Origin of the sequence: Nocardia sp. NPDC051787, assembly GCF_040681325.1 — a bacterium.
GTDB lineage: Bacteria > Actinomycetota > Actinomycetes > Mycobacteriales > Mycobacteriaceae > Nocardia.
Genome location: NZ_JBFAYO010000002.1, coordinates 26,750 through 51,623 on the forward strand (window position 1 = coordinate 26,750; position 24,874 = coordinate 51,623).

Here is a 24,874-nt window from a genome sequence, read left to right on the forward strand (position 1 = left end):
CCGCGCGGGTGGCCGAACCGGCCGGGCGCGCTGAGGCGATCGCATAGCCCGCCGTGCGAAGCCAGCGAGATTCACCCCAATGTTCCGCCGGATGTTTCCGCGGCTGTCTCCAGCCGCCGGGTCGGTGGCATCGCATCGACTGTGATGCACCGTTGCAGTGTTCGTTCGCTAGCTCGGAATTGTGAAGGGAGGGTCGAATGTCGGAGTTGGCTCACCGCCACCGTGATTTCGGTGACCCTGCCGTCGAATCGACTCGGTGCGCATTCCCCACGCCGGCCGGCGCCGCGGGCAGGGTCCGCGGCGATGGGCGGACGACACGTATACCGCATGCCCACGCCGCCTGTCCGGCGGCCGAGCATCGGGCCGAGGCGCCGGAGTGGTGCCGATGACGGTGCAGAGCCGTGTTTTCGGCGGACGTCGCGACAAGCCGGATCCGAAGCGGCCCCTGTGGGTGCTGAGCTTGCTGGCTCCGGGTTTCGGGCTGCTGCCGTCCCAGCTGGTGCTGCACACCGGATCCGCGGTGTTCTGGTGGATCGAGCCGATCATCATTCTGATCGTGATCCCGGTGCTGGACTGGATGATCGGTGAGGACGGCACCAATCCGCGCGAGGAAGACTACGAGTCGCTCTCCAACGACCGGTACTACCGGTGGTGCACGTACCTGTTCCTGCCCATCCAATTCATCGCTTTGCTGATCGCGGCATACCTGTGGGCCGGCGACGAACTGGCTGTCGTCGACAAGCTCGGTTTGGCGGTCACCATGGGTTTCATGTCGGGAATCGGCATCAACGCCGCGCACGAACTCGGCCACCGGGTCGAACATCTCGAACGCTGGCTGGCGAAAATCGCCCTCGCGCAGTCGGCGTACGGCCACTTCTACGTCGAGCACAACCGAGGCCACCACGCCCGGGTTGCCACACCCGAGGACCCGGCCAGCGCGCGGCTCGGCGAGTCACTGTGGGCATTCCTCCCCCGTACCGTCGTCGGCGGATTCCGCTCCGCCGTGCATCTGGAACAAGAACGCCTGCAGCGCAAAGGATTGCGCTGGTGGAGCAGTCAGAACAACATCCTGCAGGCGTGGGCGATGACGCTGGCGCTGTTCGGCGTCCTGCTCGCCGTCTTCGGCTGGGCCATCCTGCCATACCTGCTGGTGCAGGCGGTGATCGGCGCCGCGCTGCTGGAGACGGTGAACTACATCGAGCACTACGGGCTGCTGCGGCGGCGGCTGCCCAACGGCCGCTGGGCACGATGCTCACCGGCCGACAGCTGGAACTCCGACCGCCTGCTCACCAACGTCGTCCTGTTCCACCTGCAGCGCCACAGCGACCACCACGCCAATCCCGGGCGGCGTTATCAGACGCTGCGCAGTTCGCAGGAGGCGCCGCAGCTTCCCGCCGGGTATGCCACCATGATCGTGCTCGCCGCCGTACCGCCCCTATGGCGTCGGGTCATGGACCCCCGGGTCTTGGCCCACTACGACGGCGACGTCACCCGCGCCAACATCGCGCCCCGCAAACGCGGTCGCATCCTCGCCGCGCACAACCCGCCCGCGGCGGCCCGGCCGCGCGGTCCGAACAGCGGCGCCCGCGCGGTCCGCTCGGCCGGTCGCTGGTGAACGCGGCCGAGGCGTGCCGCGCTGGTCGCCACGCCAGCGCGTGCGAGGCGTAGCGCCCGGCTCCGCGAGATCGGTGATCAGGCGGCCGCGGCGCGCAGGGCCCTGGCGTCTTTGCGAATCCCGAAGGCCACGACGATCTCCATGACACCGAGCACGATCAGCCACACTCCCGCCAGGAGGGCAAGCGTGGCCACCGACCGCACCGGCCAGATGATCAGCACGACACCGGCGATAGCGGTCAAGAGGCCGAAGAACACCTGCCACCAGCGTCCCGGCAGCGTGGGCTCGGAGATCGCGCCCATCAGCAACGCGATACCGCGAAACAGCCAGCCGATACCGATCCACAACCCGAGCAACAGGATCGAGGCCAGCTCGTCGCGGAAACAGAAGACGCCGATGATGATGGACAGCACGCCGACGATGAAGGACATGACCCGCAGACCGGCACTCGCCGGTGCGCCGAAGGCCGCCAAAAGCTGCATGAAGCCGGTGACCACCAGATACACGCCGAAGATGATGCCCGCGGCCAGCAGCGTGATATCCGGCCAGACCAGGATCAGGACCCCGAGGATCACCGCGAGGATGCCGGTGACCAAGACGGTTTGCCACGCACGGCGGGCAACAGACTGCAGAGGACCCTCTAGCACGCTGTTTGTCGTCATACCGTGATGCTATAGCCCCCTCCAAGCTGTTTACTGAATATTTGCTGACGTGCGTCCGTGGCGCGCAGCCGGGATAACGAAGCGCCGACGCTCGCGGTTCACGTTTATCGTCCCGAGCGGTCGGGTAGTCATCCCTGAGTGACTCTTCGTGCACGCCCCTGGGGTGGAGCGGGTGGGTCGGGTTTCGGTGAGGCTCGGGGCTAGGAGAAGAGGGTGGCGGTTCTGCTCGTGTTGCGGGCACGTGGGCTGGGTGATCTACTCACCGCGGTCCCGGCTTTACGTGCGCTGCGCCGGGCCAAGCCACACGACCGGATCGTTCTCGCGGCCCCGCAGCGGCTCAAGCCGATCGTCGACCTCATCACCTCTGTCGATGCCTTGGTGCCGACCGCCGAACCGGGCACCCTGCGCTGGGACGCGCCGCCCCCCGAACTGGCGGTCAACCTGCACGGCTCGAGTGCCGAAAGTATCGTCACGCTGGCCAAAACACAGCCCGGACGCATCCTCACCTATCGCAACGCCGCGTTCCCCGAGCTGTCGGGCCCCGACTGGCAAACCGACATGCACGATGTCGACCGCTGGTGCCATCTGCTCGAATACGACGGCATCAGGGCCGATCGCCGCAACCTCGGACTGGTTCCACCGGTGGCGACGACGAGCCACCGCGACTGCGTGGTCGTCCACGTCGGCGCGGGCGCACCGGCCCGCCGCTGGCCGCCCGACCGGTTCGCCGCGGTGATCCGGCACCTGCTGGTGCTCGGCCGCGACGTGGTGATCACCGGCGACGAGTACGAACGCGAAATCGCACTGAGCATCGCCGCGCGGGCGGGGTTGCCCGTCGGCCGGGTCCTCGCGGGGGAACAGAACCTCATCGAACTGTCCGCAACCATCGCCGAGGCCGCGCTCGTGATCTGCGGGGACACCGGCGTCGCGCACCTTGCCACCGCGTTCGGCACCCGCACGGTCCTGCTCTTCGGCCCCACGCCACCCCGGTGGAGCGGTCCTCCGGCGCACCTGCTGGGCAGGCACGCCGTGCTGTGGGCAGGTCAACTCGGCGACCCGGACGCCGACAGTCCCGACCCGGGCTTGCTGCGCATCGGCGTCACCGAGGTGATCAATGCCGTCGACAACCAGCTGAGCAAACGGACCGCGCCCGGCACGAGCACCGACCGTCGAGGCACTGCCTACCGCCGCGTCGGCTGACCACCCGACCCGTCTTCCCCGCCCGACCAGGATGGTGGGCCCTGGGTCACGCGGTGTCCGTCGCCGCGGTGCGCAGTACGGCGGAGTATGCGGCGATCGCGCTCGGCCAGAACTGTTCGAGGTAGTCGCGCGCATCAGCGAGACCACGCGGATCCAGGGAGTACAGTCGGCGATTGCCTTCCGGCCGCACCATGACCAGCCGGGCCTCGCGCAGCACGCGCAGATGCTGCGATACCGCCGAGCTGCTCACACCGACCTCCTGCGCGAGTTCCCCGACCGAACGCGCCTGCGGCAACGCCTCGAAGATCGCGCGACGGGTCGGGTCCGCCAGCGCGGTAAGCGCGCGAACTCCATTAGTCGCCACTCACATAGTGTGATCACGTAGCGTTTCCCTGGTCAATTCATACTGACGCACTATTTCCCCAGGTCGCGCCGCCAATAGGGGGGACCTGTTATCTCTTCGTAATACGTGACCTGGGCGTTTATTCACCCGTGACAGTTGCCACACGATTGCGGAAGGTAGGTCCGGCTCCCTTACGTTCGTCTCATGCCCGTGACCTTGCCGTTATCAATCCGTCGCGGCGCGACCCGGTTCCGCCGCCATCGCGCCGCCACCCGCGTCGCGGCCGTCGCCGCGATCGTCACCGCCTCGGTCGGCGTCCTCGCCGCAGCGCAACAGGACCAGGACATCGACGCCTCCGCCCGCCTCGTCGCAGGAAAGATCGCCTCGGGCGAAATCGCTCCGGCGCAGGGCCAAGCCCGGTTCGCCTCCTTCACCCTGCACGAAGCACCTGCCCCGCAGTCCGCTCCGGCCCCCGCGCCGTGGGACCTGAACCACATCGCGCAGGAATTCGCTCACCCGAAGACGGTCCGGCCCGTCGCCGGGGTACTCACCTCCACCTTCGGCTCGCGCTGGGGCGAGATGCACGCGGGCTTGGACTTCGGCGACCCGCTCGGCGCTCCGATCTCCGCGGTCACCGACGGCGTCGTGATCGAGGCCGGTCCCGCCTCCGGCTTCGGCCTCTGGGTGCGGGTGCAGCAGGACGACGGAACCGTGGGCGTCTACGGCCACGTCAACGACATCCTCGCCGCCGTCGGCCAGCCGGTCCGCGCCGGGGACGTCATCGCGACCGTCGGCAACCGCGGCTATTCCACCGGCCCGCACCTGCACTACGAGGTTCACCTGCCCAGCGGCGAAAAGATCGATCCGGCACCCTGGCTGTCCGCACGCGGAATCGACGTCATGCGGAATCCGGGCTGACCCGACCCATCGCGAGACAATGAGGGGCTCGCGAACCGACTCGGCGACCCAGCCGTCACCCGTCCGGGCCGCGAACGCAACGCCGCGTTCGCGGCCCGGCGGCGTATTCGCTCGGGCAGTCCTCCCGTAGCTGGAGCGGCGACCTCTCGATACCGGAGTACGAGACACGAATACCGCTGCGGCGGGACGCCCGCCGGGATCCACGATTCCTACGTTCGATCCATGGCCTCAATACATTTCGCCGCCGCAGGAGACCAGAAGCCGGCCACTGAGCCACTCCGTGGCCGGACGCCGGATCCGCCGCGCGTCCTATCCCCACTGCATCGGCCGCTTTTGGTGACCGCGGCCGTCATGGCCGCGCTCGCGGTGGTCTCGCTCGGCGGCATGCTCGCCGACGACCGCGTCCTGCTCGGCGAGTCGGTATGGCTCAAGCCGTTCAAGTTCGGCGTCGCCTTTGCCCTCTACAGCCTCACGCTGGCGTGGCTGCTGTCGTTGCCGCACAGGGGAACCCGTGCCACCTGGTGGCTCGGAACGGTGTTCGCCGTGACCGGCATCCTCGACGTCGGTTTCATCGCCGTACAGGCCGCCCGTGGCACATTCAGCCACTTCAACAACGCCGACCCCGATCCGGTGAACCGGATCGGACAGACCATCTTCATGTCCGGCGTGCCGGGCTTGTTCTTCGCGAATCTCCTGATCGTGCTGATCTTGTCCTGGCAGCGCGTCACGGACCGTCCGACGGCACGTGCCATCCACGCCGGGCTCGGCCTCGCCGTAGCCGGTATGGCGCTCGGTTACGTCATGGGATACACCGGCAAGCAGCTCGTACGCGACACCGATGGCCGGGTGGTCGAGCTGATCGCCGGGCATACGGTGCTGGACGACCCCGCCCGCTCGATGGATGCCCGTGACGGCCTCGCGGGCATGCCGATCACGCACTGGAGCACCGTCGGCGGTGACCTGCGCATTCCGCACTTCGTCGGACTGCACGGCATCCAGGTGCTGTTGCTCGTCTCGTTCGCGCTGGCCCGGCTTGCCCCGCGCTACCGCTGGCTGCGCGCCGAACACGCCCGCGCGGCCGTCGTCGGCGTGCTGGCGGCGGGTTACTCCGGCCTGCTCGCCCTCGTCTTCTGGCAGGCGATGCGGGCTCAGCCGCTGGTCCACCCGGACGGCGTCACGGTGGCCGCGGCCGCCGGGCTCGCCGCGACGGTCGCGGCGCTGCTCGGCGCGGTCTATCGGCGGTACCGCGCCGGGCTACCGGCCGCGGAGTCGGTCAGCGCAGCCGTTCCGCGTCGCGGGTGAGCTCGACGAGGGTCTTGCCGAGCGCCGTCAACTCCTCGGGCGTCGCGCCCTCGGCAATGGCCGTGGCGACGTCCTCGGCGGCGCAGCGGGCGGCGAACCAGCGGTCGGCCAGATCGGCGGCCTCCTGGGCGCTGAGAACCACCGAATCGTCGGGAATCCCGGTTCCCTTCAAGCTGTTGCGATGTTCATAGGCGCGTTGGCGACAGGACTGACGGCAGTACCGGCGGCGACGTCCGGCCTCCGACTCCACGATCTCCCGTCCGCACCACAGGCAGGACAGCAAGCGGCCTCGCGACATGAGGCAGAACACTAATAGCTCGTGGCCCCCGATCCGCTCAGCGACCCCCATGGAACCGACCCGCGCCGGGCATGGCGAGTTCAGTGCGCCGGTGGCACTACAATGGAACGGTTCACCGCGGCCGCGTCGGGAACTATCGGCGCAGGCCCGATCGTTGCACAGTAGGTCCAGCGAGCGCGCCCGCTCGTGCGGACATGGTCGCAGCGCACGAAGACTCGAGCACACAGGGAGAGGCACACCATGGCAGATCGCGTACTCCGAGGCAGTCGGCTCGGAGCGGTGAGCTACGAGACCGATCGCGACCACGACCTGGCTCCGCGTCGGATCGCCCGGTACCGGACCGACAACGGCGAGGAATTCGACGTCCCGTTCGCCGACGACGCCGAGATCCCGCCGACCTGGCTGTGCCGCAACGGTCAGGAAGGCGTGCTGATCGAGGGCACCAGCCAGGAGACCAAGAAGGTCAAGCCGCCGCGCACCCATTGGGACATGCTGCTGGAACGGCGCAGTAAGGAGGAGTTGGAGGACCTGCTCAAGGAGCGCCTCGAACTGCTCAAGACACGCCGCCGCGCCTGAAAAACCCATCGGCATGACACGGCCGCCGCATCGAACGATGCGGCGGCCGTTCGCTGTCGGTCATCGTGCCGCGGTCAGTGGCTGGCCACCTTGCGGTAACGCAGCAGTGCCAGCGGCACGGCCACCACGAGGATCGCCACCGAACAGGCCACCGCGTATTCGACGCAGTGCTCGGCGGCCCAGCCGGTGGGTGGGACGAAGGTGGGCGGGGCGCCGTTGTCGAACAACTTGCGTCCCGCCGCCGACACCGCGGTGATCGGATTCCATTCCGCGATGGTGCGCAGCGGGCCGGGCAGGGTCTCGGCCGAGATGAACGCCGAGGAGATGAACGTCAGCGGGAACAGCCAGATCAGCCCAGCGCTCTGCGCCACCTCGACGGTCGGCGACAGCAGGCCCGTCAGCGCGCCGACCCAGGACATCGCGAACGCGAACAACAGGATCACCGCGAACGCCAGCACGGCATCGGCGACGCTGCCGTGGATGCGCCAGCCGACGACGTATCCGCACCCGACCATCACGGCCAGGCTGAGGATATTGACCACCAGGTCCGACAGCGTCCGGCCCATCAGCACGGCCAGCCGCGACATCGGCAGCGCCCGCATCCGGTCGATGATGCCCTTCTGCAGATCTCCCGCCAGACCGACGGTGGTGAACGCGGCGTTGAACGCGACCGTCTGGGTGAAGATACCGGCGAGCAGGAATTCCCGGTACTGACCGCCGCCGAGTGAGGCGCCGAAGATGTAGGCGAACAGGAACACGAACATCAGCGGCTGGATCGTGGCGGTAACCAACAGCGTCGGCACGCGCAGGATGGTCAGCAGGTTGCGGTGCGCGACAATTGCGCTGTCCCGGAACAACCGCAGCCGTGGACCCGAATCCCGGTGCCGCCCTGCCTTTTCCGTCTCCGGCTCCGCCTTCGTGGGTGCCTCCCCGACCACTGCGGTACTCACGACATGATCTCCTCTTGTACGTCGTCGGTCTCCGGGTCCGCGGCGGGCGCGCCGCCCGGTCTGCCGGTGAGGGAAAGGAAGACGTCGTCCAGGCTCGGCCGGTGCACGTTTGCGTCGACCACGCAGACGCCCGCGTCGTCGAGTCGGCGCAGCGCTTCCACCATGGTGCGCGAGCCGTCGCCGACCACCACCGACACCTGGTCGGTCCCGGCCTCGTGACCGGGTTCGCCGACGCCGATCTGTGCCAGCACCGCGAGGGCGGGCGCGGCCTCCTGACCCGCGGCGAGCGTCACGGTGAGCCGGTCGCCGCCGATGGAGGTCTTCAGCTCGTCAGCCGAGCCACGTGCGATGACGCGCCCGTGGTCGATGACGGTGATGCGGTCGGCCAGCAGATCGGCCTCTTCCAGGTATTGCGTCGTGAGCAGCACCGTTGTGCCGTCGTCGACGAGATCGCCGATGACGCCCCACATGTCGAGCCTGCCGCGTGGGTCCAGACCGGTGGTCGGCTCGTCCAGCACCACCACGGCCGGCCGGGCGACCAGCGCGCCGGCGAGGTCGAGGCGACGGGCCATGCCGCCGGAGTAGGTGCCCGCCCTGCGGTGCGCGGCGTACTCGAGCCCGAGCGCGCTGAGCAGCTCGTCGGCCCTGGCGGATGCCTGCCGCGGAGACATCCCGTACAGCCGCGCGACCATGCGCAAGTTCTCGTAGCCGGAGAGGTTGGCGTCGACGGCGGCGTACTGGCCGGACAGGCCGATCCGTTTGCGCGCCGCGGCGGGATCGCGCAGCACATCGACGCCGGCCACCCGCACCGATCCGGCGCACGGCTTCAGCAACGTGGTGACGATCCGCACGGTCGTCGTCTTGCCCGCGCCGTTCGGTCCGAGCAGGCCCATCACCGTGCCGGTGGGGATATGCAGGTCGATCTCGTCCAGCACCCGGACCCGGCCATAGTTCTTCACCAGGCCGGTCACCTCCACCGCGAAACTCACGACGTCACCTCGCCTGCGCTCGGCTCCGTCGTGTCAAGCCACGTCCGCAACACCGGCCCGATCACCGCCAGGGCTTCCGGAGTGGTCATCGCCGAGTGCGCGCAGCGCAGCTCGTGATCGTCGATGGCGCCGGTGACGTACGGCTGCCAGGCGCCGGCCCGCCGGTCCGGGTCGGACCGGTTGATCTCGTCGTCGCCCGCGGTGAAGAACACCAGGTCGCCGTCGAAGACGCCGGGCTGGAAGCCGTGCGCTTGCACCGCACCGTCGTGGTAGCCGGTGTAGAGCCGCTCGAGATGCTCGACGGTCAGCGCCGTGAACGGTCCGGACCGGGCGCGCAGCAGGTCGGCCGCGTCGCGCAGGCTCATCTCCGGATCGATCTCCGCGCCGAGTTCATCGCTGCCGAGCTCGCCGACGATCTCGGCAATGCTCGGAGTCGCGTGCTCGAGCAACTCGTCCGACAGCCGGTAGCTGTCCATCATCGACAGCAACGCGACTTCGTCACCGGCCTCCTGCAACTGCACCGCCATCTCGTGGGCGATCAAGCCGCCGAGCGACCAGCCGAGCAGGTGGTAGGGCCCCTCGGGCTGGATCGTCTTGATCGCCTCCACATAGTGGCTCGCGGCCTCGGGGATCGACCCGTAGCCTTGCTCCCCCGCGACGTGCGGAGCCTGCAACCCGTACACCGGGCGGTCCGGCGCCAGATGCGCGAGCAGTCCCGAGTAGCACCAGGCCAACCCGATCGCGGGGTGAACGCAGAACAGCGGTGCCTGGTCCGGCGCCGTGCTGGGCCGGATCGGCAGCACCGGCTCCAGCACCGAGGCGATCGCGGCGCCCGATGTCGCGTCCGCGCGGTCGAGGCGTGCGGCGATGGCCGCGGGGGTCGCATCGCCGAACATCAGCTGCACCGGCAGGTCGATGCCCGTTTCCCGGACGTGCGCAACCACTTTCGTGGCCAGCAGCGAGTTGCCGCCGAGTTCGAAGAACCCGTCGTCCGCGCCGACCGACGCCGTGCCGAGTACCGCGGCGAAGGCCGCGCACAGCGCCGCCTCCGTCGGGGTGGACGGTGCGCGGTAGCCCTTGGTGGCGGTGAAGACCGGCTCAGGCAGCTTCGCGCGATCCAGTTTGCCCACCGGGCTCAGCGGTACCTCGTCGAGCAGCATGATCGACTGCGGGACCATATAGTTCGGCACCTGCCCGGTCAGATGCTCGGTCAGTTCGGCCGGGGTGAGCGTGACGCCTGCACGCGGCTTCACATACGACACCAGTGCGGTCGCGCCCGCCGGCGTGCGGTGCCCGATGGTGGTGGAGAACGCCACCGCGCCGTGGCGCGCGAGCGCGGCGTCGATCTCGCCGAGCTCGATACGGAAGCCGCGGATCTTCACCTGGTGATCGGTGCGGCCGACGTACTCGATCTCCTGCGCCGAATCCGCCGCTGGCCCGTCGTTCCTCGATCCGGTCCACCACCGCACCAGGTCACCGGTCCGGTACATCCGCTCCCCTGGCTTGCCGAACGGATTCGCGACGAACCGCTGCGCGGTCAGGCCCGGCCGGTTCAGGTAACCGCGCGCCAGCGCATCCCCCGCGAGGTGCAGTTCACCGGTGACCCCGACGGGTGTGGGATGCAGGCGCGCGTCGAGGATGGTCGCGTTGACGCCGCGGATGGGCCCGCCGATGGTGATCGGCCCGCCCGGCTCCATCGGCTGGGAGATCACCGTGACGATGGTGGTCTCGGTGGGGCCGTACACGTTGTACAGGTTGCGGCCGGGCGCCCACCTGGTCACCAGATCCGGCGGCAACGCCTCGCCACCGACGAGCACGTGCTGGAACTCGGTGACCCCGGTGGGGTCGACCGTGCCGAGGGCCGAGGTGGTGATGAACGCGTGCGTGATTCGCTCCTGGATGAGCAGACGCCGCAGATCGTCGCCGCCGACCACGCCCGGGGGCGTGATCACCAAGGTCGCCGCGCCGCCGAGAGCCAGCAGCAGATCGAGCATCGCGGCGTCGAAGCTCGGTGTGGCGAAGTGCAGCACGCGGCAGCCCGGCTCGACATCGAATCGCTGCGCGGTCTCGGCGGCGAAGTTCGACAACCCGCCGTGGGTGACCACGACGCCTTTCGGCGTGCCGGTCGAACCGGAGGTGTAGACCACGTACGCCGGGTTGTCGATCCGCAGCGGCGCGGGGCGTTCGGCGTCGTCGATCGGCGCGTCCGGCGCGTCGAGCACCAGCCCACGGAACTGCGGGTCGTCCAGCAGGATCCATTCCGTGCCCTCGGGCAGCTCGCCGCGGTAGTCCGACAGCGTGATGCCCAGCGCCGCACCGGAATCCGACAGCATGTGCGCGATGCGCTGGTGTGGGTACAGCGGGTCGACCGGCACGAACGCCGCCCCGGCCTTGGCCACCGCGAGCACCGTGGCCACCGACTCGACCGACCGCGGAATACCCAGGGCCACCAGCGTTTCCGGGCCTACGCCGCGCCGGATGAGCACCCGCGCCAGCCGGTTGGTCCAGCGGTCCAGCGCACCGTAGGTCACCTCGGTGCCGTCGGAGACCAGAACGACCGCCGCGCGGTCGACATCGGCGGCCTGCTCGAACACCTCGGGGAAGGTGACCGGCCGGTCCGGCTTCGCACCGCGCACCGGAGCCAGTCCCGACCATTCGGCGGGATCGAGCAGTTCCAGATCGCCGACCGCGGTGGTCGGGTTGGCGGCGATGGCCGCGAGCAGCCGGGTCAGCCGCTTGCCGAGACGCCGCGCGGTCGACTCGTCGAACAGATCCTTCGCATAGTTCACCGCGACGCTGATACCGGCCGGATCGCGGTGCTCGGTCTGCGCTTCGGTCAGCGTGAACTGGAGATCGAACTTCGCGACTCCGGTGTCCGAGTCGGCCGCCTCGATCCGCAGCTGCGGCAGTTCGAGCCCGACCACCGGCTCGTTGCGGACCGACAGCATCACCTGGAACATCGGGTGGTGCGACTGGGATCTGGCCGGGTTGAGCACCTCCACGAGGCGCTCGAACGGCAGCTCCGCGTGGGCGAAGGCGTCCAGGTCCGTTTCGCGCACGGTGTGCAGGAGATCGGTGAACCGGGCGCTCGGATCGATCCGCGTGCGCAGCACGAGCGTGTTGACGAACATGCCGACCATCCGGTCCAACGCGGGGTGACCGCGGCCCGCGCTCGGCGAGCCGATCGTGATGTCGTCGGTGGCGGTCATCCGGTGCAGCAGGACGGCGAGCGCGGCGTGCAGCACCATGAACAGGCTGACATTGTTGCTGCTCGCGATCACCTGCAGTTCGCGGTGGGTGACCGGGTCCACCGTGCACTCGACGGTGTCGCCCCGATAGGACGGCGCGGGCGGGCGCGGGCGGTCGGCCGGGACGGTCAGCAACTCGGGGATGCCGTCCAGGATGCGCCGCCAGTAGTCGAGTTGCCTGCTCACCAGCGAGTCCGGGTCCTCCTCGGTGCCGAGCAGGTCCTGCTGCCACAGCGTGTAATCGGCGTATTGGACCTCGGGCTCGGGCCAGTCGGGCGCGATGCCCGCGCAGGCCGCGCGGTAGGCGACGGCGACGTCGGCGGCCATCGGTTCGAGCGACCAGCCGTCCATCGCGATGTGGTGCACGACCAGCACCAGTACGTGCTCCTCGGATACGCCGGCGACGCCGGTCGACACCGACAGCAGCGCCGCGCGGATCGGGACGGTGGTGGCAAGGTCGAATCCCGGTGCGGCGAAACGGCGTACGGCGGCCTCGACCTGGTCGGGCGGCACCGTCGCGCGGTACAGCGAGATCGCCGCCTCGTCCGGCTCGAGGACGGCCTGGACGGGTGCGCCGTCGATCTCCGGGAACACCGTGCGCAACGTTTCGTGCCTGGCCTGCACCGCGTGCAGCGCGGAGACGAGCGCGTCGACGTTCAGACGGCCGGTCATGCGCAAGACGAGCGGGATGTTGTACGCACCGGCGGACCGGTCCGCGGCAGAGGCGCCGCCGGCGTTGAATCGGTTGAGGAACCACAGCCGCCGCTGTGCGGCCGACAGCGGGATCCGCTCCGGACGACTCCGGCGCACCAGCGCGGGACGTCCCTCCTCGGAGTGGGCGCCCGCGTCCAGCAGTTCGGCGATTGCGGCGACCGTCGGCGTGGCGAACACGGTGCGCACGGCGAGCCGCACGTTCGTCGCGGCGGCCAGCCGGGCGACGAGTTGTGTTGCCAGCAGCGAGTTTCCGCCGATGTCGAAGAAGCTGTCCTCGGCACCAACGCCGGGCACGCCGACCAGCTCGCCCATGACCCCGGCGACCAGGCGCTCGGTCTCGGTCCGCGGCTCGCGGCCCGCGGTATCGGTGACTTGCCACGGCTCCGGCAGCGCTTTGGTGTCCAGCTTGCCGACCGGCGTCAGCGGGATGGTGTCCAACACGGTGATGCTCGCGGGCACCATGTGCGCGGGCAAGCGCCGCGCGAGGGCGGCACGCACCGCCCCGACGTCGACGCCGGCTTTCCGGTCGGCGGGCTGGATGTACGCGACGATCCGGTCCGCGTCCGCGATGCGGCGTACCTCGGTGTGCGCGAACCGGACCTCCGGGTGGTCGAAGAGTGCGACGGTGATCTCGCCGAGTTCGATACGGAATCCGCGCACCTTCACCTGGTGATCGCTGCGGCCCAGGTAGACCACTTCGCCGGCGGCGTTCCAGCGCACGACGTCACCGGTTCGGTACATCCTGGCGCCGGCGGGGCCGTACGGGTCGGCCACGAAACGCGCGGCGGTGAGCCCGAATCGGTCGAGGTATCCGCGTGCCACGCCCAAGCCGCCGAGGTACAGCTCGCCCGGCACGCCGACCGGCACCGGACGCAACCGCTCGTCGAGCACCAACGCCCTGGCACCCCGCACCAGGGTGCCGATGGTGATCGGCTCGCCGATCCGCATCGGGCCCGACGCGGTCACGACGATCGTGGTCTCGGTGGGCCCGTACACGTTGTAGAGGTTGCGGCCGGGCGCCCACCTGGTCACCAGCTCCGGCGGCAAAGCCTCGCCGCCGATCATCAGCGAACGCAGATGCGGCAGCGACCAGTGCTCGTGATCGATGGTGGCCAGGGCCGCGGTGGTCATGAAGGTGTGGGTGACGCGCTCTCGTTCCAGCAGTGCGGCCAGCTCGTCGCCGCCGTAGATGTCCGGCGGGCAGACCACCATGGCCGCACCGGCGCCCACCGCCAGCAACAGGTCGAACACCGCCGCGTCGAAGCTCGGTGTGGAGAAGTGCAGCGTGCACGAGTGCTCATCGACGCCCATGCGGTCGCGGACCTCGTCGCCGAAGCTCGACAGACCGGCGTGGGTGACCGCGACTCCCTTGGGAACGCCGGTCGATCCGGAGGTGTAGATCACGTAGGCGAGGTCGGACACGTGGGTGGGGCGCACGCGGTCCATGTCGCCGATCGGCGCTGCGTCGTGTCCGGCCGATTCGTCGACGAATTCGGGGCTGTCCAGCAGCAGCCACTCGATGTCCACCTCCGCGGGGGAACTCGCCCGCAGGCGCTCGGCGTGCTCGTCGGCCGTGATGCCGATCGAGCAGCCGGAGTCGCTGAGCATGTGCCGAATGCGATCGGCCGGGTACTTCGGGTCGACCGGCACGAATGCGGCGCCGGACTTGGTCACGGCGAGCATGGCGACGACCGAGTCGATCGAGCGGGTGAGGCCGAGCGCGACTCGGTCCTCCGTCCCGAGCCCGCGCGCGATCAGCGCGCGCGCCAAACGGTTCGAGCGCTGGTCGACCTCGTCGTATGTCAGCGTGGTGGCACCCGAGCGCAGGGCCGTGTGGTCCGGATACCTGCGCGCGGTGGCGGTGAAGTAGTCGCCCAGCGTGCACGGCGGGGCAATCGGCCCGCCCTTCGCGGGGGCCAGCGTGCGGCGCTCGTGTTCGGTGCGCGCGTCGATGTCGCGCACCAGCACGTGCGGTTCGGCGACGACGGCGGCGAGCACCCGCAGGAACCGGTCGGCCAGCGTCTCGATCGTCGACTCATCGAAAAGCTCAGCGGCATAGACGAATTCGAAGCTGCCCGGATCGCCGAGGTGCGCTCCGGTGTCGAAACCGATGTTCGCAACGCGCAGCTCCAGGTCGAATTTCGCCAGCGCGATGTCCAAGGGCTCCGCACGCAGAGCGAGGCCGGGCAGCTCCAGCGTCGGCACGGGACCGTCCTGCACGCTCAGCGCCACCTGGAACAGCGGGTGCCGGCCCGACGAGCGGTCCTCGCGGCCGAGTTCCTCGACGATGCGCTCGAACGGGATGTCGGCGTGCGCCATCGCGGCCAGCTCGGTGTCGCGGTCGGCGCGCAGCAAGTCGGCAAAACCAAGGTCCGGGTCCACGTCGGAGCGCAGCACCAGTGTGTTCACGAACATGCCGACCAGTTCGTCGAGCTTGGTGTCGGTTCGGCCCGCCACCGGTGTGCCGATCACGATGTCGCGGCCGCCGGTCACGCAACGCAGCAGCACCGCGAAGGCCGAACGCAGCACCATGAACTTGCTCACGCCCTGGTCGCGGGCGATCTCGGAAAGCCTGCGCTGCACCGGCTCCGGCACGGTGAAACGCACGGTTCCGGCCCGCTGGGTCGGCTCCTTGGGGCGCGGCCGGTCGTAGGACAGCGGCAGTTGGTCGGGAATGTCCGCCAGCGCGGTCCGCCAGTACTCCAACTGGGTGCTCGCCACACTGGCCGGGTCGTCCTCCGCGCCGAGGCAGGCACGCTGCCAGAGCCCGAAGTCGGCGTACTGCACCGGAAGCGGAGCCCAGGACGGCGAATTGCCCTCGTGCCGGGCCGCATACGCGGTTGCGAGGTCCTTGGTCAGCGGACCGAGCGACCAACCGTCCGCGGCGATGTGGTGCAGCACGATGCCGAGCAGATACCGCTGCGGCGAGGTGCGCAGCAGCGACAGACGCACCGGCGTCTGCCTGGTGAGGTCGAAACCGGTGTGCGCCAAGGCTTCCAGCGCGGCCTTGGCCCCGGAATCGTCGATGTCGGTCGCCACCACGTCCGGCACCGCACGCTCGACCGGCAGCACCACCTGCTGGGCGCCGTCGGCATCCTCCGGGAAGACGGTTCGCAGCACTTCGTGTCGCCGTACCAGGTCGGCGACCGCGGCCCGCAAGGCAGGCACGTCCAGCTCACCGGCGATGCGGATCACGAAAGCGATATTGTACGCGCTCGATTCGGGCGCATATCTGTTGAGGAACCACAACCGCTGCTGCGGCAGCGACAATGGGATACGTCCCGGACGCGGCGTCTGCACCGCCAGCGCCGGCCGCTGTGTCCGGGGCGCCGCGGCCAGTTGCTCGGCGACCCCGGCGACGGTGGGCAGCTCGAAGATCGACCGCACCGGCAGTTCCACGCCGAACTTCGCGTGGATCGCGGCGGCCAGCCTGGTGGCCAGCAGTGAATTGCCGCCGAGATCGAAGAAGCTGTCCTCGGCCCCGGTGACCGGGCGGCCGAGGATATCGCCGAACACGCCCGCGACCTGCAACTCCAGCTCGGTGCTCGGCGCACGGGAGGTGCCGGACGCCGCGAATACCGGCTCCGGCAACGCCTTCCGGTCCAGCTTGCCCGTCGGCGTGACCGGAACCTCGTCCAGCACGGCGATCGACGCGGGCACCATGTAGCCGGGTAACCGCTGGCGCACGGTCTCCAGAACGGCCTTCGGCTCGACCGGCCGGTCGGCCGTCACGTAGGAGGCGAGCCGCACCTGGCCGTGCGCGTCGGTGTGCACCACGGTCAGCGCGAAGCGGACGCCGGGATGCATGCGCAGCGCGTGGTCGACCTCGCGCAATTCGATGCGGAAACCACGGATCTTGATCTGGTCGTCGGCGCGTCCGAGGAAGCGCAGCTGCCCCGACCGCTCCAGGACCACCAGATCGCCGGTGCGGTACATCCGTTCGCCGCGCCGGCCGTGCGGGTTGGCCACGAACCGTTGCGCGGTCAGGCCGAAGCGGCCGAGGTAACCGCGGGCCAGGCCGGGGCCGGACACATACAGTTCGCCCGGCGTGCCGGGCGGCACCGGGTGCAAGCGGTTGTCCAGCACGAACAACCGCATGCCGCGCACCGGCGTGCCGAGCGGCACCGGGCGGCCGGGCACCATCGGCCCGGACGCGGTCGCGGCGACGGTAGCCTCCGACGGGCCGTACATGTTGTGCATGCGATGCCCGGCGGTCCAGGTCTCGACCAGTTCCTCGGAGCAGGCGTCACCGCCGACGATGACCGCCCGGAGATCGTCGAGTCCCTCGTTCGGCACGGTGGCCAGTGCGGCGGGCGTCACGAACGCGTGCGTCACCCGCTCCTCGCGCAGCAGTGTGGCCAGTTCGGCACCGCCGTACATGCCGGCAGGGGCGATCACCATGGTGGCGCCAGCGGCGAAGCCGAGCAGCATCTCCAGTACCGACGCGTCGAAGCTGGGGGAGGAGAAGTGCAGCGTGCGCGCCGAATCCGAGACGCCGAACAGGTAGGTCTGCTCGGCGGCGAGTGAGGCAATGCCCGCGTGCGTGACGACGACCGCCTTGGGCGTGCCGGTGGAACCGGAGGTGTAGATGAGGTAGGCCGGTTGGCTCACCCGCATCGGCTGGTGCCGATCGGCGTCGGTGATCGGATCCGCCGGATACCCGGCGAGCTCGGCCGCCAGCTCGTCGGAGCCGAGCACCAGCCAGTCGACCTGGGACTTCCGGTGCCTGCCCTGCGGCTCCGGCCAGGCGGGCATGGTGGCCAGGCTCGCGGAGTCGGTCAGGCCGACCATGGCACCGGAGTCACCGATCATGTGCGCGATCCGCTCACCGGGGTAGCTCGGGTCGATCGGCACATAGGCCGCACCGGTCTTGGCGACGGCCCACACCGCGGTGATCGCGTCCAGGCCGCGTGGCAGTGCGATCGCGACGACCGTCTCAGGACCGGCGCCGTGGTCGATGAGGGCGCGAGCCAGGGTGTTCGACCGCTCGTCGAGTTCCCGGTAGGTGGTGTCGGTGCCCAGGTAGCGCACCGCCACCGCGTCCGGCAGCCGCATGGCGGTGCCGGTGAGCAAGGTGGCCAGGGTGATCGGCGACTCGGCCGGTGCGCCCCCGAGGGGCACCAGGTTCTCGGTTTCCCTGCGGTCCAGGATGGGCAGGTCACCCACCGCGAGTTCGGGCGCGGCCACACCCCCGCTCAGCACCGCGACGAACCGGCGGGCGAACGACCGCACCGTGCTCTGGTCGAAAAGATCTGTGGCGTACCCGAATTCGGCAGAAAGCGGCCCATCGCCGGTGTCGTCGTGCACCACCAGTTGCAAGTCGAACTTCGCGACGTCCGTGGCGATCGGCAGCACCCTGGCTCGCACACCGGGCAGGTCGATGCGCAGATCCGGTGCGTGATCGTAGGACAGCATCACCTGGAACAGCGGGTGGCGAGACGGCGAGCGCTCCGGGTTGACCACCTCGACCAGCCGCTCGAAAGGCACGTCGGCGTTGGCGAAGGCATTGAGGTCGGCCTCGCGGACCACGTCCAGCATCCGGTCGAAGCCCGCGGCCGGATCGACCTCGGTGCGCAGCACGAGCGTGTTGACGAACATGCCGACCAGATCGTCCAGTGCCGGGTCCGAACGGCCCGCGATGGGCGTGCCGATCGCGATATCCCCGCTCGCGCACAGCCGCGACAGCAACGTGGCCAGTGCCGCGTGCAGCACCATGAACATGCTCACGCCCCGGCTGGCCGCCAATTCCACGGCGGCGCGGCGGATCTCGGCCGGTATGGTGAACTCGACCCGACCGCCCACGGTGGACCTGTGCAGCGGGCGCGGCCGGTCCAGCGGTAGGTCGAGCTGGTCGGGCAGCCCGGCCAGCGCCGAGCGCCAATGCGTCAGCTGACGACTGAGCGCACTGGCCGGATCGGACTCCTCGCCGAGCAATTCTCGCTGCCAGAGCGCGAAGTCGGCGTACTGCACCGGCAGATTCGTCCACTGCGGCGCGACACCCTTGGCGCGCGCGGACACCGCGGTCATCAGGTCACGTGCCAGTGGCGCGATGGACCAGCCGTCGCCGCAGATGTGGTGCAGCACGATCAGGAACACGTGCTGCTGCGGTCCGGTGCGGTACAGCGCGACCCGGATCGGTGCCTGACTGCGCAGGTCGAATCCGTATCCGGCGTATTCGGTTGCCAGCGCCGCCACGTCCGCGCCCGCGGCCTCGATCGGGTCGAGCATCAGCGGAATCGCGTCGGCGGGGTGGATCAGCTGGTAGGGCCCCTCCGGTGATTCCGGGAAGGTGGTGCGCAGGCTCTCGTGCCGTTCGATGACATCGACCAGACCCGCGCGCAGCGCCGCCACGTCCAGCGGACCCTCGAGCTCGACGGCCAGCGGCATGTTGTAGGCAGCGGCGTGCTCGGAAAACCGGTTGAGAATCCACAAGCGCTGCTGTGCCTGGGACAGCGGGATCCGGTCCGGCCGCTCGACGGGCGTCAACCGCGGCGACGACGCGTCGGAGGTCTGCATGGCGAAACGCTGGGTGAGCGCCGCGATGGTCGAGGCCTCGAACAGATCGCGAATGGTCAGCGCGGTGCCGAGCGCGGCGTTGATCCTGGCCACCGCACGCGCGGCGATGAGCGAGTTGCCGCCCATCTCGAAAAAACTGTCCTCGACGCCGATCTCGGTGTCCAAAACCTCCGTGAAGATGCCGGCGAGCACCCGCTCCACCTCGGTGCGCGGCTCGGCCACCGGCCGGATCGGGCGGGTGCCGACCGCGGGTGCCGGCAACGCTTTGCGATCGATCTTGCCGTTGGCGTTCAGCGGCAGTGCGTCGAGCTGCATCAGCGCGGAGGGCACCATGTACCCGGGCAGCGTGCGCCGCAGGGCGGTCAGCAGCGCGGCGGTGTCCAGGCGGACATCGCCGTCCGCGTGCTTGGCCGCGACCACATAGGCGATCAGCTCGTCGCCGGTGCGTCCGGCATGCGCCACGCAGACCGCTCGGGCGACGGCCGGGTCGTCCAGCAGCGCGGCCTCGATCTCGCCGAGCTCGATGCGCAAGCCGCGGATCTTGACCTGGAAATCGCTGCGGCCCAGGTATTCCAGCACGCCCGGTTGGCCGCCGGAGCGGCCGACCTGCCAGCGCGCCAGGTCACCGGTGCGATACATCCGCGCGCCGGGCGTGAACGGGTTGGCCACGAACCGGTCCGCGGTCAGGCGGGGCTGCCGCAGGTAACCGCGGGCCAGTTGAAGACCCGCGAGGTACAGCTCGCCGACCGCACCGGGCGGGACCGGTTGCAACCGCGAGTCCAGCACATAGGTCTGGGTGTTCCACACCGGCGAGCCGATCGGCACGCCGCTCGCGTCCGGTGCGCAAGGCCAGTACGTGACGTCAACGGCGGCTTCGGTGGGGCCGTACAGGTTGTGCAGCTCGCAGGTGGGTAATGCCGCGTAGAACTCGCGGACGGCGGCAGCGGGTAAAGCCTCGCCGCTGCAGAACACCCGGCGCAGGCCGGTGCAGCCGCTCAGGTCGGCCTCGGTGACGAACACCGAGAGCATCGACGGTACGAAATGCGCTGTGGTGATGCCTTTTTCCGCGATGACGCGGGCGAGGTAGGCCGGGTCGCGATGTCCGTCGGGTGCGGCGACGACCAGGCGCGCGCCGATCTGCAAGGGCCAGAAGAACTCCCACACCGAGACATCGAAGGTCGCGGGTGTCTTCTGCAGCACCGCGTCGGTGCGGTCGAGCGGGTATTCGTGCTGCATCCAGCGCAGGCGGTTGACGATCGCGGCGTGAGTGACGCCGACGCCCTTGGGCTTTCCGGTCGAGCCGGAGGTGAAGATCACGTACGCGAGGTGATCGGGGCGCAGTTCGCCGCGGCGGTCGGCGTCGGTGATCGGCGCGTCGTCGAAACCGGCTACCCGGGCGGTGTCGATGTCCAGCCTGGGCGCGACCTTCGGCAGGTCGAGCTCGTCGCGTGCCGCGGTGAGCACGCACAGCGGTTCGGCGTGACGCAGGATCTGCCCGATCCGCTCGGCCGGATGCTCCGGGTCCAGCGGCAGGTACGCCGCGCCCGCCTGGACGATCGCGTACATGCCGATGACCAGATCGATGCTGCGACGCAAGCACAACGCGACCGTGGTATCCGGGCCGGCGCCCCGGGCGATGAGCAGCCGGGCCAGGCGGTTGGCGCGCGCGTCCAGTTCGGCGTAGGTCAGCGCCTCGGCGCCGAATTCGAGCGCGAGCGCGTCCGGGTCGGCCGCGGCGCGCTCGGCGAACAGGCTCGCGAGGGTGCCGTCCTGCCGGGGCGTCTCGGTGGCGTTCCACGCACGCAGGACCTGTTCCCGCTCGCCGTCGGTGATCGCGACGAGCGATTCGGCGGGTGTCTGCGGATCGGCCTCCAGGAACCGGCCGAGGAAGACCAGGTAGCGCGCGTGATGCACGCTGACCTCGGCGTCACTGTAGAGCCGGGGATTGGCTTCGAAGTCGATGCGGAGGCGGTCCCCTGCTCCGTTGTAGACGTTGACCGACAGATCCTCGACCGGACCGGTGGCCAGGACGTGGATCGACCCGACCAGGTTGCCGAACCGCAGCTCGTTGTGGAACAGCATGAGGTTGACCATCGGTCCGAAGAATCCGCGCGCGTCGCGGGAGTAGCCGCTGTCGCGCCGGATGTCCTCGTGGCGGTAGCGCTGATGGCGCAGGGCGCCGGTGATCTGCAGTTCGGCCGCTTTCACCAGGTCGGCGACCGTGGTGGAGTCGTCCATCCGCAACCGGATCGGCACGACGTTGGACACCACGCCCGCCGAGCGGCGCAACGACACCGTGGTGCGCGCCGAGACCGGCAGGCTCAAGACCACGTCGCGGTTGCCGGTCACCGATCGCACATAGGCCGCCAGCGCCGCGACGAACATCGCGGCGTCGGTCGTGTCGGACGTGGTGGTCGCCGCTTCGAGCGCGGCGTGGCGATCGTCGTCGAGCACGGCGGTGGCGAGCCTGCGGCCCGCGTCATGCGCGGTGGTGGTGAGCCGAGCGCCGCCCAGGGTCACCGGCTCACCGGCCCCGGACAGCTGCTCGAGCCAGTACTCGCGATCGTTATGGAATCGGCTGGAACCGTGGTAGCGAGCCTCGTCGGCGTAGATATCGGCCAGGGGGTTCGCACGGGAGGCAATCGGCTCGGTCTGGTTCTCCAACGCCGTGTAGATCTCGGCCGTGCGGGTGAGCGCGTTCATCGCGCCGTAGCCGTCGATGGCGATGTGGTGGGCGCACGAATACCAGATGTAGTCGGACTCCCCGATTCGCAGCACCGCGTTGGAGGTCAGCGGGTCGCGCTCCAGGTCGATCGGCGAGTTCGTGTGCTCATGCATCCAGCGCAGCGCCGCCGCGTGCGGATCGGGCTCGGAGCGCAGGTCGATGCGGGCCCAGCCGGGCCGGTGCACCGGATCGACGAGCTGGTACGGACTGCCGTCGATCTCCACCAAGCGGACCTGGCCGACCTGGGTCTCGGCGCCGAAGCGCTCGATCGCGTACAGCAGCCGCCCCTCATCCAGATCACCGTGGATCTCGACGTACTGCGAAATCGTCAGCGGTACGTCGGGACGGATGCGCTGCGCGTACCAGAGGGCCGTCTGTGCGGGTGACAGAGCAAACGGTTGTGCCGAAAACTCGCCGGATGAACATTGGTCGACGCGATCCGTGGCCAATGAACTCATCAATCACTCCGTTCTGCCGCTGTTGACGCAACTCCCCGAGCACCATCACAGCAAGCGCACGCGCGCAAGCCGGGACGTGATCCACGCCCTATGATTCGGAGCATCACATCAGCCGGATTGCCAGCGTTTTGGATTTGTTTCACATCCAACGCCCTTGGCAGAAGGCCATTTTGGTTGGTTACATTTCCGCAAACATTGCGACTCGACGAGGTCGAGCCAAAAGGAAACAGCACCGCACCAGACCGTCCAATGCTACTCCGACGCTCAGTGGAGTTATCGAGCTAACGCCGCGCAACGCAACACAGTCCCATTACTTCCGGGACAAGTTGGGGGCAAGAACATACCGAGTGTTCGGTTATTTCCGGTTCGGTTGGACTACCGTTCGTGTGGTCACGCCAGAGTGGTCGGTCGAGTTGTCATCGCGCGTGGATCGCCGCCGGATGATCGCGGCCAGTACGGCGGCAGCGGTCAGAATAGCGAAAACTCGCTCCGGTGCCGGGCCAATTCGCGTGGCAAGCGTGTTGTCGTCGCGCAGCGGCAGCTCCGCGACCAAGGCGGCGGGCACGAACAGCGCCGTTTCCTGCCGCACGCTGCCATCGGCGGCGATGATCGCGCTGACACCCGAGGTGGCCGCGACGACCAGCGCCCTGCCGTGCTCGACGGCACGGATACGCGACATGGCCAGCTGCTGATACGTCATCTCGCTGTCACCGAAGGTAGCGTTGTTGGTGGGCACGGTGAGCAACTCGGCGCCCGCGCGCATCGCGTCTTCGAACGACCTGTCGAAGGCCACCTCATAGCAGGTGGCGACGCCGATGTCGATACCCGCGGCCTGTACCACGCCGTCGCCGTGGCCGGGGACGAAATAGCCTGCCCGATCGGCGTATTCGGAGAACAGCCGGAAGAAGCCGCGCATCGGAAGGTACTCGCCGAAGGGCTGGATGATCTTCTTGTCGTGCCGCTCCCCCGGGCCCGCCGCGCCGTTCCACACCATCACCGAGTTGGTGGTCGTCCGATCCGAATTGACCAGCACCGCGCCGACCAGGATCGGTGCGCCGATTCGCTCGGAGGCCGCGGTGATCAAGGCGGCGGCGTCGCCGTTGCGCAGCGGATCGATGTCCGAGGAGTTCTCCGGCCAGATCACCACGTCCGGTCGCGGTGCGCGGCCCGCCGCGACGTCCACGGCCAATTCCTCGGTGCGCCGCACATGGTTGTCCAGGACGGCGCGCCGTTGTTCGTTGAAATCCAGTCCCAGCCGCGGCACGCTTCCTTGGATCGCGGCGACCGTGACCGTTCGGTCGCCCGAGTCCGGGCCGGGCAAGGCGGAGCGCAGCAGCAGTCCGGCGACGGGCATGACAGCCACGGTGAACACCGCCGCGGCATACCCGAGCCGGGCCGCCCTGGCAGCGATCGCGGACGTTCCGGGCTCGGCGTCGGAGGCCGATACGTCGGCCTTTCCTGGTGCGCGACGCGACCACAGCAGGGACACCAGTGCCGCGGCGCCGGTTCCGGTGAGGGCCACCGCGAACCCGACCAGCGGTGCGCCGCCGACCGCCGCCAGCGACAGGAACCAGCCGTCGGCTTGGCCGAACGCCAAACGGCCCCAGGGAAACCCGCCGAAGGGGAAGCTGGAGCGGCCCCACTCGGCGGTCGTCCAGGCCAGCGCCACCCACAGGGGCCAGCCGGGAAGCGTGCCGACGAGCCGGGCGAGCAGACCGAAGATGCCCACGTGGACCGCGCAGGCGGTGGACAGCGCAAGCCACGGCACCGGCCCGACGTAGATGCCGGTCCACGGCAGCAACGGAACGAAGAACGCAAGCCCGGCCAGGAATCCGTAACCGAAGCCCGTGCGCAGGCGCCCAGCGCTGCGAACGACCAGCGTGAGCACAGCGATGCCCACCGGTGCGAGGAACCACCACGGCCGGGGCGGAAAGCTGCCGAACAGCAGCAGTCCGGCGAGGATCGCCGCCCCCGAGCGCGCAGGCACCGGACGCCTGCGCACCGCGGCCGACAGCGACCGCATCCATTCCGCTACCCGCTCGCGCACCATCACCCGGCTACTCTCCGCCATTCGCCACTCGGCGGACGTATGCCACTCGGCTGACGTATGCCACTCGGCGGACGTATGCCACATAGGAGAGCGCTCGACCGACGCCCGCCACACACCGAACGACACCCAGTACGGGACGCCTGCCGTTTCACGGCCGACATCCACTGCGTCGCCGCCATCTGCCGTCCGGCTACCGCCTGCCTCTCAGCAGGCTCGACCGGCGTCCGAAGCTCGGACGATCCTTGCCGTTGTGCTGTGGTTCGAGCGCCTGGGCGTGCGAGATCGCGGCCACCGGCAATTTTCCACTGCC

The 24,874-nt window shown here is 69.3% G+C and carries 12 protein-coding genes; 5 read left to right on the top strand and 7 right to left on the bottom strand.

Annotated elements, in window-relative coordinates:
• The first annotated feature begins 385 nt into the window (after positions 1 to 385).
• Complete coding sequence (locus AB0M45_RS02080) at positions 386 to 1,615, top strand: alkane 1-monooxygenase (RefSeq protein WP_364321875.1); 1,230 nt, start codon at positions 386 to 388, stop codon at positions 1,613 to 1,615.
• Between the two features lie 77 nt (positions 1,616 to 1,692).
• Here the strand turns inward: AB0M45_RS02080 and AB0M45_RS02085 are convergent, their stop codons facing one another.
• Entirely contained in the window at positions 1,693 to 2,277 is a 585-nt protein-coding gene (locus AB0M45_RS02085; protein WP_364321878.1) for an HdeD family acid-resistance protein, read from the bottom strand.
• A gap of 213 nt (positions 2,278 to 2,490) precedes the next feature.
• Here AB0M45_RS02085 and AB0M45_RS02090 point away from each other — a divergent pair, with 213 nt between their 5' ends.
• On the top strand, positions 2,491 to 3,477 hold the full coding sequence (locus tag AB0M45_RS02090; protein ID WP_364321881.1) for a glycosyltransferase family 9 protein: 987 nt from the start codon (positions 2,491 to 2,493) through the stop codon (positions 3,475 to 3,477).
• Positions 3,478 to 3,523: 46 nt separating this feature from the next.
• Here the strand turns inward: AB0M45_RS02090 and AB0M45_RS02095 are convergent, their stop codons facing one another.
• Complete coding sequence (locus tag AB0M45_RS02095; protein ID WP_364321884.1) at positions 3,524 to 3,841, bottom strand: metalloregulator ArsR/SmtB family transcription factor; 318 nt, start codon at positions 3,839 to 3,841, stop codon at positions 3,524 to 3,526.
• Between the two features lie 183 nt (positions 3,842 to 4,024).
• Between AB0M45_RS02095 and AB0M45_RS02100 the strand changes: the two genes are divergently transcribed.
• Both AB0M45_RS02100 and AB0M45_RS02105 read left to right on the top strand, forming a co-directional pair.
• A complete protein-coding gene (locus tag AB0M45_RS02100) occupies positions 4,025 to 4,738 on the top strand; it encodes a M23 family metallopeptidase (RefSeq protein WP_364321887.1) in 714 nt (237 codons plus the stop codon).
• Positions 4,739 to 4,960: 222 nt separating this feature from the next.
• Positions 4,961 to 6,040, top strand: coding sequence for a hypothetical protein (locus AB0M45_RS02105; protein WP_364321890.1), 1,080 nt, complete (start codon positions 4,961 to 4,963; stop codon positions 6,038 to 6,040).
• Here AB0M45_RS02105 and AB0M45_RS02110 read toward each other — a convergent pair.
• Complete coding sequence (locus AB0M45_RS02110; RefSeq protein WP_364321893.1) at positions 6,012 to 6,338, bottom strand: hypothetical protein; 327 nt, start codon at positions 6,336 to 6,338, stop codon at positions 6,012 to 6,014. The two genes, AB0M45_RS02105 and AB0M45_RS02110, sit on opposite strands and share 29 nt — an antisense overlap.
• Positions 6,339 to 6,578: 240 nt before the next feature.
• On the opposite strand from AB0M45_RS02110, the gene AB0M45_RS02115 reads away from it, so the two are divergent.
• Positions 6,579 to 6,914, top strand: a complete 336-nt coding sequence (locus AB0M45_RS02115; RefSeq protein WP_364321896.1) for an RNA polymerase-binding protein RbpA — start codon at positions 6,579 to 6,581, stop codon at positions 6,912 to 6,914.
• Positions 6,915 to 6,988: 74 nt separating this feature from the next.
• Here the strand turns inward: AB0M45_RS02115 and AB0M45_RS02120 are convergent, their stop codons facing one another.
• From AB0M45_RS02120 to lnt, 4 genes are all read right to left on the bottom strand, one after another.
• Positions 6,989 to 7,771, bottom strand: a complete 783-nt coding sequence (locus tag AB0M45_RS02120; protein WP_364322552.1) for an ABC transporter permease — start codon at positions 7,769 to 7,771, stop codon at positions 6,989 to 6,991.
• Positions 7,772 to 7,860: 89 nt separating this feature from the next.
• Positions 7,861 to 8,853 (bottom strand): ATP-binding cassette domain-containing protein, encoded by a 993-nt coding sequence (locus AB0M45_RS02125; protein ID WP_364321899.1) that lies wholly within the window; start codon positions 8,851 to 8,853, stop codon positions 7,861 to 7,863.
• Entirely contained in the window at positions 8,850 to 22,514 is a 13,665-nt protein-coding gene (locus AB0M45_RS02130) for an amino acid adenylation domain-containing protein (protein ID WP_364321902.1), read from the bottom strand. The genes AB0M45_RS02125 and AB0M45_RS02130 overlap by 4 nt, the downstream gene beginning before the upstream one ends.
• 355 nt (positions 22,515 to 22,869) lie before the next feature.
• The gene (gene lnt / locus AB0M45_RS02135; RefSeq protein WP_364322554.1) at positions 22,870 to 24,537 is read right to left on the bottom strand and encodes an apolipoprotein N-acyltransferase; all 1,668 of its coding nucleotides are present in this window, start codon (positions 24,535 to 24,537) and stop codon (positions 22,870 to 22,872) included.
• Positions 24,538 to 24,874 lie beyond the last annotated feature (337 nt).